This window comes from Nocardioides sp. IC4_145 (genome assembly GCF_011250565.1).
Lineage (GTDB): Bacteria > Actinomycetota > Actinomycetes > Propionibacteriales > Nocardioidaceae > Nocardioides.
Genome location: NZ_JAANMS010000032.1, coordinates 1 through 16,226, shown reverse-complemented (window position 1 = coordinate 16,226; position 16,226 = coordinate 1). Strand labels below are relative to the sequence as shown.

The following is a 16,226-nucleotide window of genomic DNA, read 5'->3' as shown; positions in this document are numbered from 1 at the left end:
AGGGCGTCAGGCCCGGCGGTAGGCCTTGAGGTAGGAGCCGGGGTAGCGCACGGTGCGCCCGCCGATCGCGAGGGCGGCGATGACGGCGAGGTACGGCAGCGCGAGCATCAGCTCGCCGGGCACCGCGTCGAAGGCGGAGGTGATCGCCAGCTGCAGCTGCAGGGCGTCCATCCCGGCGAAGATCAGCGCGCCGAGGACGGCCGGCCAGACCCGCCAGCGGGCGAAGATGACCAGCGCGATGCACACCCAGCCGCGCCCGCTGACGATGTCGAGCGTGAAGCTGCCCAGCACCGCGAGGGTCAGGAACGCCCCGCCGATGGCCATCAGCGCGCTGCCGACCATGAGGGCGACGTACCGCGTGGCGGTGACGGAGATGCCGGCGACGTCGGCGGCCTCGAAGCTCTCCCCCACCGCGTGCAGCCGCATGCCGAGCCCGGTCGAGCGCAGCACCCACCAGGTGACCGGGGCCAGCACGAGGAAGCCGACGTAGGTCAGCCAGTGCTGGGCGAGCACCTCGGTGCCGCGGAAGAGCACGGTGAACTTGTCGTCCAGCGTGGGCCGGTCGCCGGCGTAGAGCAGGCGGAAGGTGAACTCGCAGATCGCGATGAGCAGCAGCGTCAGGCCGAGGCCGGAGACGTGCTGGTTGAGCCCGAGCGTGACGACGAAGAACGCCATCAGGGCGCCGGCCACGACGCCGGAGACGACCGCGGCGAGCAGCCCGACCCACGGGGAGCCGCTGCGGGCGGCGGCGAGGAACCCGATGAAGGCGCCGAGGTACATCGTGCCCTCGATGCTGAGGTTCAGCACGCCGCTGCGCTCGGTGATGAGCTCGCCGATGCCCGCCCACACCAGGGGCGTCGCGATCGTGAGCATGGCGCCGATGAGCGCCAGCAGGTTGATGCTCATCGAGAGCCTCCCGATCGTGGTCGAGGCCGCCACTGGAGCCGGTAGCGGCGCCAGCTCATCGCCGAGAGCACCGCCAGGAGCAGCAGCGCGCTGAACATCGCGCCGAGCTGGGCCGGGACCTGGAGGACCAGCGAGACGTTCTGCGCGCCCACGGAGATGTCGCCGAGCAGCAGGGCGACCAGCACGACGCCGATCGCGCTGAGACCGCCGAGGGTGGCGACGATGACGCCGGTGTAGCCGTAGCCGTCGCTGATGCCGGCGGTGAGCTGGTGCTGCACGCCCATCACCTGCGAGGCGCCGCCGAGCCCGGCGATCGCCCCCGAGACCAGCGCGCACCGCCACTGCAGCCGGCCGACGTCGACGCCGCTGAACTCCGCGGCGCGGGGCGCCTGGCCGGCGGCCTTGATCCGGACGCCGGTCGCGGTGCGGGCGAGCACGACGCCGGTGACGACGATGACGACGACCGCGACCCCGAAGCCCCAGTGGACCCGGCTGTCGGGGATGAGCGCCGGCAGGTCGAAGCCGGACCCGAGCCGGTCGGAGTCGGTGAAGCCGCTGCTGGAGTTGCGCCACGGGCCGTTGAGCAGGCCCTGGACCACCAGCAGCGCGACCGGGTTGAGCAGCAGCGTGGTGACGACCTCGTCGATGCCGGCGCGGCGCTTGAGCCAGGCCGGGACCACCGCCCACAGCAGCCCACCGGCCGCGCCGGCGAGGAACCCGAGCGGCAGCGCGACGGGCGCCGGCAGGTCGGTGAACGTGGTGCCGACCCAGGTGGTGCCGATCGCGCCGAGGAGGAACTGGCCCTCGGCGCCGATGTTCCAGTAGCCGGCCCGGAAGGCGATGGCGACCGCGATGCCGGTGAACAGCAACGGCGTCGCGGTCAGCAGCACCTCGTGCAGGCCGTGGGTCGAGGTGAGCGGGGTGACGAGATAGCGCTCGTACGCCGCCAGCGGCGCCGCCCCGGCGAGCCGGATCGGCACGGCGGTCAGCGCGAGGGTGACCAGCACGGCGACGAGCACCGCCACCGGGGCCAGCCAGCGCGGCTCGTGGCCGCGCAGCACGAACTTCACGACGATCCTCCTCCGGCCATCAGGACGCCGAGCCGGTCGGGGGACGCCTCGGCGACCGGCATCTCGCCGACCACCTCGCCGCGGAACAGCACGACGACGCGGTCGCTCAGCGCGCGCAGCTCGTCGAGGTCCTCGGAGACCAGCAGCACGCCGGCGCCCTCGGTGCGCAGCTCGTCGAGCTGCTGGTGGACGTAGCGGTAGGCGCCGATGTCGAGCCCGCGGGTGGGCTGGGCGACGACGAGGACCCGCGGTCTGCGCGCGAGCGCCCGGGCCAGCAGGACCTTCTGCATGTTGCCGCCCGAGAGCGTCGCGACCGCGTCGGCCGGGCGGGCGCGGATGTCGAAGCGCTCGATCATCGCCTCGGCGTGCGCGCGGACCGCCTTGCGGTCGAGCAGGCCGCGCTTGGTGTAGGCGGGGAGGTCCTCCAGGACGAGGTTGTACTCCACGCTCATCTGCGGGACGACGCTGCCGCGGCGGTCCTCGGTGAGCCGGCCGAGCCCGGCCGCCAAGCGCCTGCCGACGTCGGCGGAGGTCACGTCCTGGCCGTCGACCTCGAGCGTGCCGGAGGTGACCGGGAGGGTGCCGCTGAGCACCTCGACGAGCTCGGTCTGGCCGTTGCCCGAGACGCCGGCGAGACCGACGATCTCGCCGGCGCGGACGGTGAGGTCGATGCCGCTGAGCACGTCGCGGCCGCCGCGGCTCACCGTGAGGCCGGTCAGGAGGAGCACCGGCTCGCCCGTGGTCGGTCCGGCGCCGGCGGGCTGCACCGGCTCGGGGTCGCCCATGCCGACGGCCGCCTCGAGCTCGGACGGCTCCCCGGCCGGCGTGGCGGTGGCGGCGGCGACCTCGTCGGTGCTGCCGCCCATCATCAGCGCGGCCAGCTCCTCGTCCCGCACCGTCGCGGTGACCCGGTCCCCGACCAGCCGCCCGCGGCGGAGGACGACGACACGATCGGAGATCTCGGCGACCTCCCGCAGCTTGTGGGAGACGACCAGGATGCCCAGGCCCGCGGCCCGCAGGCGGCGTACGGTCTCGAAGAGCGCGCGGACGTCCTGCGGCGTCAGCACGGCCGTCGGCTCGTCGAGGATGACGACCCGGCAGTCGTGGAAGAGCGCCTTGACGATCTCCACCCGCTGCCGCTCGCCGATCGAGAGCGACCCGACGAGCCGGTCGGGGTCGAGGCTGACGCCGACCCGCTCCATCGCCTCGACGACCCGGCGGCGGGTCTCGGCGCGGTCGACCCGGCCGAGTCCCGTCCCCGAGAGCGCGACGTTGTCGGTCACCGTCATGGTCTCCACGAGCGAGAACTCCTGGGTGACCATGCCGATGCCGGCGCCCATCGCGTCCTTCGGCGAGGAGATGTCGAGCGGCCGGCCGTCGACGGCGACCGTGCCCGCGTCGGGCCGGACCAAGCCGTAGACGACCTTCATCAGCGTGGACTTCCCGGCGCCGTTCTCCCCGAGCATGGCGACCACCTCACCGGGCGCGACGCGCAGCGAGACGTCGTCGTTGGCGAGGAGGTCGCCGTACCGCTTGGTGATGCCGGTGAGCTCGAGGAGGGGACGGGCCACGGTGTCCGTGGCTCCGCCGGTCACTTCTTCGACACGTCGATCGAGCTCGCGGGGGCGGCCTCGTCCACGGGCGTGGTGAAGCTGCCGTCCATGATCGCGGCCTGCTTCTCCTCGACCTTGGTCACCAGGTCCTCCGGCACGCCGTCGGCGGTGCTGGTGGCGATGTCGGTGTTGATCTCGGCGAGCTCGCTGCCGCCGACCTTCATGAAGGAGAACTCGCCCAGGTCGACCGCCTGCGGCTCGCCGGTGGCCTGCTCGATGACCGCGTCGACGGTCGGCCGCATGTGCCAGATCAGGGAGGTGACGACGTGGTCGGGGGCCTCCTCCTCCTGGTCGACCATCATGCCGACGACCGGGATGTCGGCCTCCTCGGCGGCCGCGATCACGCCGTCGCGCTCGGCGAAGAGCACGTCGGCACCGGCGGAGACGTGGGCCTGCGCGGCCTGCTTGGCGGCGGCGGGGTCGAAGAAGCTGTTGATGAAGGAGACCTTCACCGTCGCCTGCGGGTTGGTCTCCTTCACGCCGAGCACGAAGGCGTTGACGATGCGGTTGACCTCGGGGATCGGCATGGCGCCGACGATGCCGATGGTGTCGCTCTTGGTCAGGCCGCCGGCGAGCATGCCGGCGAGGTACGCCGGGTCCTGGAGCCAGTTGTCGAAGACGCTCATGTTCGGCTCGACCGGGTCCTCCCCGGAGCCGAAGGCGAACGGGATGTCCGGGAACTCCGCCGCGACCTTGCGCACCGCCTCCTCGGCCGCGAACGCGTCGCCGATGATGGCGTCCGGCTCCTCGTTGGTGGCGATGTCGCGCAGGCCGCGCTCCATCGCGTCGGAGGTGCTGAGGTCGTCGACGTGCTTGTAGCGGATCTCCCCGTCGTCCGCGGCCGACTGCAGCGCGGCGTGGATCGCGCCGTCCCAGGGCTCCTCGAGCGGCGTGGCGTACACGCCGTAGATGAGCGGCAGGTCCTCGGAGCCGGAGCCGCCGGACCCGCCGGCCTCCTCGCCGGTGGAGCCGCCGCAGGCCGACGCCGCGAGCGCGAGCGCGCCGACGACGGCGACCGCGGCCCAGGTGCGGCGCAGCGGCGAGCGGCGCTGAGATCGACGCGGGGACCGACGGGGTCGGGATGCAGGAGTGACGTTCATGGGACCACCTCGGATGACCTCGGACAGGACTGCGCTGGGACTGCTGCTGGGGCTGTTGCTGGGACTGGTGTCGGCGGGGCCGGCTCGGCCAGTCAAGCGCTGGTCGGAGTTGCGCGGCAAGGGACACGACGTCTCTTTTCCCAGCAGTTGTCCTGACACCGTGTCGGGTGCGGCCGGTTTCCGCCAGGATTGGAAACATGGCGTTCACCGTGCAGCACCTGCTCGAAATGCCGCTCCTGCGGCGGGCCCGGCCCGAGGTGCTCGTCGGGGGCGACCTGGGCGCCCGCGAGGTGCGCTGGGTGCACACCTCGGAGATCTACGGGATCTCCCCCCTGCTCAAGGGCGGCGAGGTGCTGCTGACCACCGGTCTGGGCCTGGTCGGCCAGGGCGCGCCGGCGATCGAGGCGTACGTCGCGTCGCTGGCCGCCCAGGGCGTCGCGGCGCTGCTGCTGGAGCTCGGTCGCACGTTCACCACCCCGCCCGAGGAGCTCGTGGCCGCGGCCCGGGCGCACGGGCTGCCGCTCGTCGCGCTGCACGGGGTGGTGCCGTTCATCGAGGTGACCGAGGCGGTCCACCCGATGCTGATCACCGGCGAGCTGGACGTGCTGCGCCGGGCCGACGAGGTCACCGCCCGGCTGCACGAGGCCCTCGCCGGCGGCACCAGCGGGCCGGAGCTGGTCGCCCTCGTCGCGGAGTGCTGCGCCACGACGGCCGGGGTCTACTCCCCCGACGGCACGCTGCTGCTCGGCGAGGACGTGCGCACGGGCGGGCCCCTCGGGAGCCCGATGGGACCGCCCGACGGCCCGCCCGGGGTGGCCGGGGGTCCGCCGGTCGAGGCGGCGGTCGGTCGGCACCCGTGGGCGACCCTCGCGCTGGCCGACACCCGCGAGCCGGCCCTCCCGCGGCTCGCCGCGCTGTGCGCGGGCGTGGTCGACCTGCGGCTCGGCCCGACCAGCGGCGCAGGCCGGCGCTCGGGCGCGGGCGCCGACCTGGTGCTCGCGCTGGCGACCGGCCAGCACCTGCCCCGCGGCGACGTGCTGGTGCGGGCCCGGGCGGCCGGGCTGGCGCCGGGGGCCGGCTGCCTCGTGGTCGGGCTCGCGGTCTCGCTCCGGCTGCCCGGCGCGACCCGGTCCGGCCTGGCCGCCACCGCCGAGGCCGCGCAGGCCGTCTTCGGCGCCGCGCTGGTCGCCGAGGTCGAGGGCGAGCTGCTCGTGGCGACGACCGTGCGGCCGCTCGCGCTGCGGAGCCGGCTGGCCGCGTTCGCCGAGACGCTGGACGCCGACCTCAGCGCCACCGTGGGTGGCGGCGTCGTACGCGTCGCCGCCGGGCCGCTGGTCGAGGACCCCGCCGGCCTGGCCCGCTCCCTGCCCGCCGCGCGGGACGCGCTGCACCTGGCGGCGCGGCTGACCCCGTCGTCGCGGACGGTGCTCGCCAGCGACGTCGGCGTCTACCGCCTGCTGTCGGGGATCGTGGACGACGCCGAGCTCGAGCGGTTCGTGGAGGACCAGCTCGGCGCGCTGCTCGACCACGACGCGCGGCACGGCTCGGACCTCGTGCCGACCCTGGACGCCTACCTCGAGGCCGGGCTGTCGAAGACGGTCGCCGCGCAGGCGCTCGGGGTGCGCCGGCAGACCCTCTACGCACGGCTCGAGCGGATCGCGCGGCTGCTCGGCGGGCTCGACCTGGACAACCGGCACGTCCGCACCGCCCTCGACCTCGCGCTCGTCGGCTGGCGGATGCGCTCCTCGGCCGTCACCCGGCGGGCCCGCGACTGAGCCGGCGGGCGCGAAGTGTGGAAGCGCTTCCACTCCGTCTAGGGTGGCACCCATGAGCACCTCCGAGATCCAGTTCCCGCCGGGCTTCCTGTGGGGCGCGGCCACCGCGGCGTACCAGGTCGAGGGCGCCGCCGCGGAGGACGGGCGCACCCCGAGCATCTGGGACACCTTCGCGCGGGTGCCGGGCGCGGTCATCGGTGGCGACCACGGCGACGTGGCGTGCGACCACTACCACCGGTACGCCGCGGACGTGGCGCTCATGAAGGAGCTCAACCTCGGCGCCTACCGCTTCTCCGTCGCCTGGCCGCGGGTGCGGCCGGACGCCGGACCGGTCAACGCCGCCGGGCTGGCCTTCTACGACCGGCTGGTCGACGAGCTGCTCGCGACCGACGTCGTCCCGTGGCTCACGCTCTACCACTGGGACCTGCCGCAGGCGCTCGAGGACAAGGGCGGCTGGACGAACCGCGACACGGCGTACCGCTTCGTCGACTACGCACTGAGCGTGCACGACGCCCTCGGCGACCGCGTGGCGGCGTGGACGACCTTGAACGAGCCGTGGTGCTCGGCGTTCCTCGGGCACACCGGCGGCCAGCACGCGCCGGGGCGCCAGGAGGGCGCGAACGGCCTCGTCGCGGCCCACCACCTCATGCTCGCCCACGGGCTGACGGTGCAGGAGCTGCGCGGCCGGGGCGTCGGGGTGGACCCCGCGCGGCCCGAGGCGGGCCTCGGCATCACGCTGAACTTCACCGTCGCCGACCCGAACGACCCTGCCGACCCGGTCGACGTGGACGCCGCGCGGCGGGTGGACGGGCTGTTCAACCGGGTCTTCCTCGACCCGATCTTCCGCGGCAGCTACCCCGCGGACGTCGTCGCCGACACCGAGGGGATGCCGGTGCCGGGCCGTGACAGCTGGACCGACGCCATCCACGACGGCGACCTGGAGATCATCTCCTCGCCGATCGACGTGCTCGGCGTCAACTACTACAACGGCAACGCGATCGCCGGCCGCCCGCACCCCGACGAGCTGAAGAGCAACGAGAACGAGACCGGCCGCACCACCAGCACCCCCTACGTCGGCTGCGACGACGTCATCTTCGTCAGCCGCGGCCTGCCGCGCACCGCGATGGACTGGGAGGTGCAGCCCGAGGGGCTGACCCGCCTGCTGGTGCGGTTGAAGGACGAGTACGCCGTGCCGCCGCTCTACATCACCGAGAACGGCGCGGCCTACGACGACGAGGTCGCCGCCGACGGCTCCGTCCACGACCCGGAGCGGGTCGCCTTCATCGACGCGCACCTGCGCGCCGCGCACGACGCGATGGAGCAGGGCGTGGACCTGCGCGGGTTCTTCCAGTGGTCGCTGCTCGACAACTACGAGTGGGCGTTCGGCTACACCAAGCGCTTCGGCATCGTGCACGTCGACTACGACACCCAGGTGCGCACGCCGAAGACGTCGGCCCGGTTCTACGCCGACGTCGCCGCGACCGGCCGGCTCGGTTCGTCCGAGAGCTGACGGCGGCCGGGCCGGGCGCCGCTAGGTTGGGCGCCGTGGACGCCCCGGGTACGCCGACGCTCGACGAGGTCGCCCGGCTCGCGGGGGTCTCCCGGGCCACCGCGTCCCGCGCGGTCAACGGCAGCAGCCGGGTGAGCGACCGGGCGCGCGACGCGGTCGAGGCGGCGGTGCGCAGCCTCGGGTACGTCGCGAACCCGGCCGCCCGCACGCTGGCCACGCGGCGTACCGACTCGGTGGCGGTGGTCGTCCCCGAGCCCGACGACCGGGTCTTCTCCGACCCCTTCTTCGGGCGGACGCTGACCGCGGTCAACCGCGTGCTCGCCGAGCGCGACCTGCAGCTGGTGCTGCTGCTGGCGCGGCCGGGCGAGGAGGAGGACCGCACGCTGCGGTACCTGCGCGGCGGGCACGTCGACGGCGCGATCGTCGTCTCCCACCACCGCAGCGACCACCTCGCCGAGCACCTGGGCGGGCTGGGGCTGCCGTGCGCGTTCGTCGGACGGCCGATCGTCGGCGCGGACCGGGTCGCCTGGGCCGACACCGACAACGTCGCCGGCGCGCGGCTCGCGACCGAGCTGCTGCTCGAGCGGGGCTGCCGCCGGATCGGGCACGTCGCGGGGCCGGGTGACATGGCCGTCGGGCAGGACCGGCTCGCCGGGCACCTCGCCGCGCTCGACGACGCCGGCCTGGACACCGAGCCGGTCGAGCACGGCGACTTCACCGAGGCCAGCGGCGAGGCGGCCTGCGCGCGGCTGCTCACGGCGTACCCCGACCTCGACGGACTTTTCGTCGCCTCCGACCTGATGGCCCGCGGGGCGTTGCGGGCACTCGCCGCTGCCGGACGGTCGGTGCCGGACGACGTCGCAGTGGTCGGGTACGACGACCTCGGCGCAGACCACTGCACGCCCCCGCTCACCACCGTCGTCAACCCCGCCGGCGACCTCGCCGAGCGCGCTACGCGCCTGCTGCTGGCCCGGCTCGACGACCCCGCCGCCGTCCCGGAGCCGGTGCTGCTGCCGCCGACCCTGGTCCGCCGCGCGTCTGCCTGAGCGGTGAAGCACTCGGCTGAACTCTTGCCAGGTCCAGCAGGGCGCTCAACCCAGCCACAGGAGGGACAGGCCGCCGATCGCGATCGGCCAGCTGGCGAAGCTGCCGATCAGGAAGTACTCCGTCACGTCGCTGGGCCGGCCCGGCCGCCTCGCTGCAGCTCGGGGAAGCGCAGCAGGCCCTTGGCCGCGACGACGACCGCAGCCGCCGCGACGGCGCCGCCGAGCCCGAGGGCGACGAGGAAGACCCGTTCGAGCGGGCCGAGGACCCGGCCGCCCTTCAGCGTCTTCTCGCCGGTCTCGGCGGGGACGCCGACCGCGTCGAGCAGCAGGCGCACGACGATGTTCGCGGTCGCCAGCTGCACGAGGAGGACCCCGACCACGAGGATCGTGCGCTCGACCGGCCAGCGTGCGAGGGCGGAGCCGCCGGCCGCTGCGGGCCAGTCCGGCGCGCCGAGTCCAGCTGCCAGGCCCAGGGTCAGTGCCGTGCCGAGCCCGATCCCGACGAAGGCGACGGCCCGGGCCCCCGCCGCGTGGCTCGCGAGCGCGGCCGACGACCCCAGCACCCACAGGGCCAGGCACGCCGCGGCCACGGGGACCAGCCAGAGGGCACGACCAACCTCGATCCCGCACCCGACCAGCAGCCCCGCCAGGACGACGACGCCGAGTCCGAGCACCGCAGCGCGTCGCCGGACCGTGGTGGTGTCGCGCGCCGCGCGCAGCAGGTCGCACGCACCCACTGCGGTCAGCCAGATCCCGACCAGCAGCACTCACTCACCTCCCAGGACCAGGTGAGCATCGCGGAGGGCACCGACACCCCGCGCGAACGCCTGCGAGACGGCCGACTTGGAGATGCCCTCCTCCGCGGCGATCTGCTGCTGAGCCGCGCCGCGGAGGGATCGCAACAGCATGCGGCAGGCGCGTTCGTTGAGGCGGTCGACGAGGGCGTCGCGCGTGGTGAGGAACGCGTTGACCGGACCGGGCTCCGGTCCGGCGTACCACGTCCGCGACGCCGCGCGGCGGGGTCGGCCGAGCACCTCGAGCGCTTCCCGCGCGGACCACCAACCCGGACCGTCCTGGAGGAGCGGCCGCCTGCTCCCGTCGTGGACGACCACGTCGCCGGCGCCGAGCCCGCAGCGCACGTCGACGACCGCGCGGAGCTCGAGGCGGACCAGGAGGCTGGCCAGCACCGCATCCGCCACGGTCGCGAACGCCCCCTGGAACTCGTCGCCCACGGTCGGCTCGAGCGGCTGCACGGTGTCGATGTCGCGCTCGACCCGCGCGAGCGCGGCCCCCACCTTTCGTTGAGCGTCGGCGCGGTCGGTCAGCCGGCGGGAGCCGACCAGGTCGCCGATGAGCGTGTAGACCATGAGTTCAGGTTATGACTGAACTCCGCGAAAGTGAAGGCGGACGCTTCACCACACCCGCTGGATCCGCCGCGACCCGCTACGTTCCGCACGTGCTGCTCGACGTCCAGCTCGACGCCCGACCCGACCGTGCCTCCGGGCGCGCCCGCGAGCTGGTCGACGCCGGCGTCGCGGGGCTGTTCACCTTCGAGGGCCCGCACGACGTGTTCCTGCCCCTGGCGGCCGCGGCGGCGAGCGGGGTCGAGACCGACCTGATGACCAACGTGGCGATCGCGATGCCGCGCAGCCCGATGCACCTCGCGCACACGGCCTGGGACCTGCAGCTGATGTCGGGCGGGCGGTTCCGGCTGGGGCTGGGGTCGCAGATCAAGCCGCACGTGGAGAACCGGTACGGCGCCACCTGGTCGCCCCCCGCCGCCCGGATGCGCGAGATCGTGCTGGCGGTCAAGGCGATCCTGACCTCGTGGCAGGACGGCACGCGGCTGGACTTCCGCGGGCAGCACACGCGGCACACGCTGATGCCGCCGACGTTCGTGCCGGGCCCGAACCCGTTCGGCCCGCCGCCGGTGCTCCTCGGGGCGCTCGGCCCGCTGATGACCCGCACCGCCGGCGAGGTGGCCGACGGGCTGCTGGTGATGCCGTTCCACAGCCACCGGCACTTCCGCGAGCGGACCCTGCCCGCGCTCGGCACGCCCGCCTCGCCGACCTTCCGCGTCCACCCGCAGGCGATCGTCGCGATGGGCCGCACCCCTGAGGAGCAGCACGCCGCCTCCCTCGGCGTCCGCGGCCTGCTCGCCTTCTACGGCTCCACGCCTGCGTACCGCCCCGTCCTCGAGGTCGAGGGCTGGGCCGAGGTCCAGCCCGAGCTCAACCGGCTCTCCAAGGTCGGCGACATCGCCTCGATGATGGAGCTGGTCACCGACGACATGCTCCACACCCTCGCCGTCGTCGGCACGCCCGAGGAGTGCGCCGCCGAGATCCTCCGGCGCTTCGGCGACGTGGCCGACCGGGTGTGCGCCTACTTCCCCGGGTACGACGCCCCGCTCGACCAGGTCTCCGCCCTCGCCCGCGCCCTCGGCTCGGGCACGGCAGCGGGATAGTCACGGACGTTCCTGGCCTCCGTCGGGGTGGTCACGGACGTTCCTGACCGTTGCTACCCCAGCGGCGCGCCGGCAGGGCCGCGGTGATCCCGATCCCGGCCAGCGCGACGGCGAGCAGCACGACGGCGAGGCGGGCGACCTCGGGCGGGAAGCCGGTGCCGACCGCGACCGCGACGAGGTGGGCGGCGAGCAGGGCGGGGATCCACCGCGGCACGACCAGCGGCCCGGCGCGGTGGAGGCCGATCGCCAGCAGCAGCTCGCCGAGCATGATCGCGACCACCCAGCCGCGCAGGAAGACCGCGAGCCCCGACTCCTCGGTGGCCGCCTCGAGCGCGGCGGAGTCCAGCCCGCCGGTGATGACGAGCGCGCGGAAGCAGACCAGCAGCATCCCGAACCCGGCCAGTCCCAGGAAGCCGATCGCCAGCGACACCACCCCGGCGCCGCCGACCACGCGACCGCGGTCGCGCAGCAGCTCGAGCACCGCCGGCAGCCCGAGGGTCAGGCAGGAGGCGGCGAGGAAGTAGATGACCGCGACGGCCAGCCACTTCCCGTCCTCGGCCTGCACGCTGCGCAGCGTCTGGGCCGACGTGCCCTCGCCGGTGTCGCCGACCAGCCGGCCGAGCGCGAGCGCCATCGCGCCGGTGACGAGCATGGCCGCCGAGACGGGCAGCCAGTCAGCGCGCATGGGCGGAGACTCTAGAGGCGTTCCCGCCGGTCCACCCACGCCGCGGCGAGCGCGCCGCCGACCGCGCCGAAGAGGTGTCCCTGCCAGGAGACCCCCGGCTGGCCGGGCAGCACGCCGAGCAGGAGCCCGCCGTACGCCAGGAACAGCACGATCCCGAGGATGATCTCGCCCGCGCTGCGGGTGAAGACGCCGCGGACCATGAGGTAGACCAGCCAGCCGAAGACGAGGACGCTGGCGCCGAGGTGGATGGAGTACGCCGGCGCGGTGAGCCACACGCCGAGCCCGCCGACCAGCCAGATCACGGCCGTCGCGGCGAGCCCGCGGCCGGTGCCGCCGACGAGCACGAGGAACCCGAGCACCAGCACCGGGACGGTGTTGCCGGACAGGTGGTCCCAGCCGCCGTGGAGCACCGGCGCCAGCGCCACGCCGACCAGTCCCTCGTCGTCGCGCGGGCGGACGCCGTACGCCTCGAGGTTGCGCGACCAGACCGCGTCGAGGATCTCGACCAGCCACAGCAGCGCGACGAACCCGACGCTCAGGACCGCCGCGCGGGCCCACGTGCCGCCGACGTCCTCCCGGGTGCCCCGTCGCGTGCTCATCGGAGCAGCTCCGCGACGGCCTCGACCTGGGCGACGTCGGAGCCGGTCGGGATGAGGTGGACCTCGTCGCAGCCGATGTCCCCGAACCGCTGCAAGGTCTCGCGCAGCTGCTCCGGCGTGCCGGCGAACCCGGTCGTCGGCGCCATCGCGTCGACCAGGTCGGCCGGCAGCCAGCTCATGTAGTGGCGCAGGTGGCGGTGGACCTGGGCACGTGCGCTGCCCTCGTCGGCGCCGTCGTCGAGCGCGAACCAGAACGACGTCGTCAGCCGCGGCCGGCCCTTGCCCGCCTCGGCCCAGGCCTTCTCCGCGACGTCGAAGAGACGGCGTACGCCGGCGGGGTCGACGTCGAGCGTGACGCCGGCGAGGCCGTCGGCCCAGCGGGCGGCGTGGCGGATCGTCCGCGGACCCATCGAACCGACCAGCAGCTGCGGCCCGCCCTCCTGCACCGGCGGCGGCCCGATGCGGCGCGTCGCCCCGGCGACGAGCTCGCCGCGCCAGACGGCCTTGAGCACCCCGGCCCGCTCCGCCATCTCGCGCATGGTCTGCGTGCCGAGGTCGGCACCGACGACGCGGTAGTCCTCCTCGCGCCCGCCCACCCCCAGACCCACGCTGAGCCGACCGCCGCAGAGCTGGTCGCCGGTGGCCAGCGACTTCGCGAGCAGGACCGGGTCGTGCAGCTGCGGGACCACCACCGTGGTCGCGATCCGCACCCGGTCGGTCCAGGCGGCGACCGCACCGAGCAGCGTGAGCGTCTCGGGGTTGTCGAAGGCCATCCGCTCGCCGAAGCACAGCGTGCTGAACGGCCCCTCGTCGACCGCCCGCGCCCACGCCTCGAGCGTGCGCGCTCCCTCGTCCCAGAGGTCCGGCTCCATGACCGGCAACGTCATCCCCACCTGCATCCCCGGCTGCACGCGAGCAACTGTGGCAGACGCGGCGCTACCGTTCGGCCGTGCTGTCCCGGCCGCCGGGGTAGTAACGGTCAGAAACGTCCGCAGCGGTGGGCGTGACGGACACAAACGTCCGTTACTACCCCGACGACGCCACCCCGACGACGCCACCCCGACGACGCCACGCCGCCGGGGACGAAGGATCCTCAGTCCCGGACGACCGCCGCGAACCGCTTGAGCTCGGGGATCAGCGCGACCAGGCCGATCAGCGGCAGGACGGCGAGGATGCCGAGCGCGCCGGGCGCCCCGATGGCGTCGCCGATGCCGCCGACGACGGCCGAGCCGACCGACCCGCCGACGAGGAAGAGCAGGGTGGCGACGCCCAGGGCTACCCCGCGCACGTCGAGCTCGACCGCGTCCCCGACGGACGCGGTGAGGGCGGGCTGGCCGAGGCCGAAGGCCATCGTCACGAGCACCACCGACACCCCGAGCACCACCGACGAGACCGCGGCGGTCCCGATCGCGGCCAGCACGAGCGCCACGGAGGCGGTCACGCCGGCGACGGCGAGGGCCGCCGGTCCCCCGATCCGGGTGAGCAGCGGGCCGGCGACCCGGGGCACGAACAGCGCGACGACCGCGCTCGGCACGAGCAGCAGGCCCACCTGCCAGGCGTCCCAGCCGTGGTCGACGAGCACGGCCGGCACCGAGACGAGGAGGCCGAACCACGCCGCGGGCACGGCCGCCGCCGCGACCGCGCTGCGCACGACGGTGGCGTTGCGGATCACGGCGAGCGGGAGGAAGCCGTGCGGCCGGCGGCGTACCCGCAGGACCACCAGGGGCGTGCCCAGCACCATCAGCAGGACGCCGACGAGCGCGACCACCAGGCCGGTCGACGGGGACTGCACGAGGAGCACGAGCCCGGCGGCGGTCGCGGCGACCAGCACCGCGCCGAGCACGTCGAGGCTGGCGCCGCTGCCCTCGCCGGTCAGCGCGCGCCACAGGAACGGCACGACCAGCACCCCGAGGATCGGTAGCGCCATCACGACCCGCCACCCGAAGGCGTGCTCGACCACGCCGCCGGCGAGCGGCCCGAGGCAGGAGACGGCGGCGGCCATGCCCGCGAGCCGGCCGAGCGCGAGGCCCTTGACCTCGCCGTCGTACCGCGCACTCAGCGCCGCCACCCCCAGGGTCGGCACGGCGGCCGCGCCGGCGCCCTGGAAGAGGCGGCCGCCGAGGTGCACGCCGTACGTCGGCGCGAACGCCGCCACCAGCGCGCCCGCGGTCATCAGCCCGATGCCGACGAGCAGCGGCAGCTTGACCCCGACGAGGTCGGAGATCCGGCCGTAGACCGCGGTCGTGACGGCGAGCATCAGCGCGTAGAGGCTGATCGACCAGGTGGCGATCCCGACGTCCACGCCCAGGTCGCTGCCCATCAGCGGAAGCGCGACGGCCGCCGAGGACGAGCCCATGCCGGCCAGGCCGAAGAGGAGGCCGAGCAGGAGGGACACGCGCCGGGAGTCGTCCGCGCGAGAGGGGTCGGAGGTCACGGCGCTGCTCAACACCGAGCGGGCGCTCGGTGTTCCCGGCCTGCGTGTCGGGTACCACCTCCGACGTGCCCGCCCCCGCCGTCTCCCCCAGCGCCGCCGACGTGGCGAGCGACGAGGCCGCCGCGCGAGGGGTGACCGGTCGGGTCGCCTGGCGGTTCCTCCTGGTGGGCGGGCTCGCGTTCGTCGTCGACGTCTCCTGCTACAACCTGGCCCGCCAGCTGCTCGAGACCGGGCCGCTGACCTCCAAGACGCTCGCGTTCGTGGTGTCGGCGACGTTCGCGTTCGTCGGCAACCGCCTGTGGGTCTTCGACCAGCGGAGGAGCCGACAGCTCGCCACGGCGTACACGCTGTTCTTCCTCGTCAACCTCGGCGGTCTCGCGGTCAACCTGGTGCCACTGGCGGTGACGTCCCACGCGCTCGGCTGGACCTCGCCGATTGCGGAGAACCTCTCGGGGAACCTGGTCGGCGTGGCACTCGCGACGCTGTTCCGCTTCTGGGGATATGAACGTTGGGTATTTCCTCGGGAAACTGATGCGGGCGCTGAGGACCGGGCACGTACGGTGGGCGCATGAAGTCCCGCCTGCTCGTCGCGCTCGCCCTGACGATCGGTTGCGGGACCGGGGTGCTGTACGCCGACGGCGACGCACCCGTGACCACCGCCGTCGAGCCGGCGATCGCCCCACCGGCCCTGACCGGCGAGGTGCCCGACCTCGGCTCGACCGAGCCGCTCGCACCGTCGATGGGCCTCTTCCCGCCGCCGGTCGTCGCGGACGTCGCGCCGAAGACCGGCGCGCCGCCGCAGCTGGTGTTCCCCTCGTCGTTCACCCCGCCGGACATCGCGCCGACCAACTCCTACGTGCCGGTCCCGGACTACACCTCGGCCCCCGCGGGCGCTGCTGCTCCCGCCGCCCCTGCTGCTCCTTCATCGCCGTCGGGCAGCGCGTTCGAGTCCGGCAAGCAGCCGTCCTCGCCGGCGACGCCTCCGCCCTCGAGCGAGGCGGACTTCGAGCAGGCGAACCCGCCG

15 protein-coding genes and 1 pseudogene are annotated in these 16,226 nt (G+C 74.3%); 6 read left to right on the top strand and 10 right to left on the bottom strand.

What is annotated here, in order from left to right; all coding sequences use genetic code 11:
- Positions 1–6: 6 nt before the first annotated feature.
- From G6553_RS13910 to G6553_RS13895, 4 genes are read right to left on the bottom strand one after another with little or no spacing between them, the layout of a single operon-like run.
- The gene (locus G6553_RS13910) at positions 7–906 is read right to left on the bottom strand and encodes an ABC transporter permease (RefSeq protein WP_166194008.1); all 900 of its coding nucleotides are present in this window, start codon (positions 904–906) and stop codon (positions 7–9) included.
- Positions 903–1,976, bottom strand: coding sequence for an ABC transporter permease (locus tag G6553_RS13905; RefSeq protein WP_166194005.1), 1,074 nt, complete (start codon positions 1,974–1,976; stop codon positions 903–905). The genes G6553_RS13910 and G6553_RS13905 overlap by 4 nt, the downstream gene beginning before the upstream one ends.
- Positions 1,973–3,547, bottom strand: a complete 1,575-nt coding sequence (locus G6553_RS13900) for an ABC transporter ATP-binding protein (RefSeq protein WP_347565711.1) — start codon at positions 3,545–3,547, stop codon at positions 1,973–1,975. The genes G6553_RS13905 and G6553_RS13900 overlap by 4 nt, the downstream gene beginning before the upstream one ends.
- Before the next feature lie 20 nt (positions 3,548–3,567).
- Complete coding sequence (locus tag G6553_RS13895; protein WP_166193999.1) at positions 3,568–4,689, bottom strand: BMP family protein; 1,122 nt, start codon at positions 4,687–4,689, stop codon at positions 3,568–3,570.
- A gap of 197 nt (positions 4,690–4,886) precedes the next feature.
- Between G6553_RS13895 and G6553_RS13890 the strand changes: the two genes are divergently transcribed.
- From G6553_RS13890 to G6553_RS13880, 3 genes are read left to right on the top strand one after another with little or no spacing between them, the layout of a single operon-like run.
- Positions 4,887–6,464, top strand: a complete 1,578-nt coding sequence (locus G6553_RS13890) for a PucR family transcriptional regulator (RefSeq protein ID WP_166193996.1) — start codon at positions 4,887–4,889, stop codon at positions 6,462–6,464.
- Positions 6,465–6,516: 52 nt separating this feature from the next.
- Positions 6,517–7,974 carry a GH1 family beta-glucosidase gene (locus G6553_RS13885; RefSeq protein ID WP_166193993.1) on the top strand — a complete coding sequence of 486 codons (1,458 nt, stop codon included), beginning with the start codon at positions 6,517–6,519 and terminating at the stop codon, positions 7,972–7,974.
- A 35-nt stretch (positions 7,975–8,009) separates the two neighbouring features.
- Positions 8,010–9,020 (top strand): LacI family DNA-binding transcriptional regulator, encoded by a 1,011-nt coding sequence (locus G6553_RS13880; RefSeq protein WP_347565710.1) that lies wholly within the window; start codon positions 8,010–8,012, stop codon positions 9,018–9,020.
- 122 nt (positions 9,021–9,142) lie between these two features.
- Here the strand turns inward: G6553_RS13880 and G6553_RS13875 are convergent, their stop codons facing one another.
- Together G6553_RS13875 and G6553_RS13870 are read right to left on the bottom strand one after the other, a co-directional pair.
- On the bottom strand, positions 9,143–9,787 hold the full coding sequence (locus G6553_RS13875; protein ID WP_166193987.1) for a hypothetical protein: 645 nt from the start codon (positions 9,785–9,787) through the stop codon (positions 9,143–9,145).
- A complete protein-coding gene (locus tag G6553_RS13870; protein ID WP_166193984.1) occupies positions 9,788–10,387 on the bottom strand; it encodes a SatD family protein in 600 nt (199 codons plus the stop codon).
- Between the two features lie 89 nt (positions 10,388–10,476).
- Here G6553_RS13870 and G6553_RS13865 point away from each other — a divergent pair, with 89 nt between their 5' ends.
- The gene (locus G6553_RS13865) at positions 10,477–11,484 is read left to right on the top strand and encodes a TIGR03617 family F420-dependent LLM class oxidoreductase (protein WP_166193981.1); all 1,008 of its coding nucleotides are present in this window, start codon (positions 10,477–10,479) and stop codon (positions 11,482–11,484) included.
- 31 nt (positions 11,485–11,515) lie between these two features.
- On the opposite strand, the gene G6553_RS13860 is transcribed toward G6553_RS13865, so the two are convergent.
- From G6553_RS13860 to G6553_RS13845, 4 genes are all read right to left on the bottom strand, one after another.
- Positions 11,516–12,169, bottom strand: a complete 654-nt coding sequence (locus G6553_RS13860; RefSeq protein ID WP_166193978.1) for a hypothetical protein — start codon at positions 12,167–12,169, stop codon at positions 11,516–11,518.
- Positions 12,170–12,180: 11 nt separating this feature from the next.
- Entirely contained in the window at positions 12,181–12,768 is a 588-nt protein-coding gene (locus G6553_RS13855) for a rhomboid family intramembrane serine protease (protein WP_166193975.1), read from the bottom strand.
- Positions 12,765–13,679: an LLM class flavin-dependent oxidoreductase gene (locus G6553_RS13850; RefSeq protein ID WP_207619773.1), complete on the bottom strand. Its 915-nt coding sequence runs from the start codon at positions 13,677–13,679 to the stop codon at positions 12,765–12,767. The genes G6553_RS13855 and G6553_RS13850 overlap by 4 nt, the downstream gene beginning before the upstream one ends.
- A gap of 182 nt (positions 13,680–13,861) precedes the next feature.
- Positions 13,862–15,163, bottom strand: coding sequence for an MFS transporter (locus G6553_RS13845; protein WP_166193972.1), 1,302 nt, complete (start codon positions 15,161–15,163; stop codon positions 13,862–13,864).
- 104 nt (positions 15,164–15,267) lie between these two features.
- Here G6553_RS13845 and G6553_RS13840 point away from each other — a divergent pair, with 104 nt between their 5' ends.
- Both G6553_RS13840 and G6553_RS13835 read left to right on the top strand, forming a co-directional pair.
- Positions 15,268–15,774 (top strand): GtrA family protein, encoded by a 507-nt coding sequence (locus G6553_RS13840; protein ID WP_166193969.1) that lies wholly within the window; start codon positions 15,268–15,270, stop codon positions 15,772–15,774.
- A pseudogene (locus tag G6553_RS13835) lies at positions 15,771–16,226 on the top strand (hypothetical protein); the annotation flags it as partial. The gene G6553_RS13840 and the pseudogene G6553_RS13835, both read left to right, overlap by 4 nt.

Excerpts from the sequence above, each read along its gene's own strand:
- G6553_RS13910 (WP_166194008.1), bottom strand. The coding sequence starts at position 906 with ATGAGCATCAACCTGCTGGCGCTCATCGGCGCCATGCTCACGATCGCG.
- G6553_RS13895 (WP_166193999.1), bottom strand. The coding sequence starts at position 4,689 with ATGAACGTCACTCCTGCATCCCGACCCCGTCGGTCCCCGCGTCGATCT.
- G6553_RS13890 (WP_166193996.1), top strand. The coding sequence starts at position 4,887 with ATGGCGTTCACCGTGCAGCACCTGCTCGAAATGCCGCTCCTGCGGCGG.
- G6553_RS13885 (WP_166193993.1), top strand. The coding sequence starts at position 6,517 with ATGAGCACCTCCGAGATCCAGTTCCCGCCGGGCTTCCTGTGGGGCGCG.
- G6553_RS13870 (WP_166193984.1), bottom strand. The coding sequence starts at position 10,387 with ATGGTCTACACGCTCATCGGCGACCTGGTCGGCTCCCGCCGGCTGACC.
- G6553_RS13860 (WP_166193978.1), bottom strand. The coding sequence starts at position 12,169 with ATGCGCGCTGACTGGCTGCCCGTCTCGGCGGCCATGCTCGTCACCGGC.
- G6553_RS13855 (WP_166193975.1), bottom strand. The coding sequence starts at position 12,768 with ATGAGCACGCGACGGGGCACCCGGGAGGACGTCGGCGGCACGTGGGCC.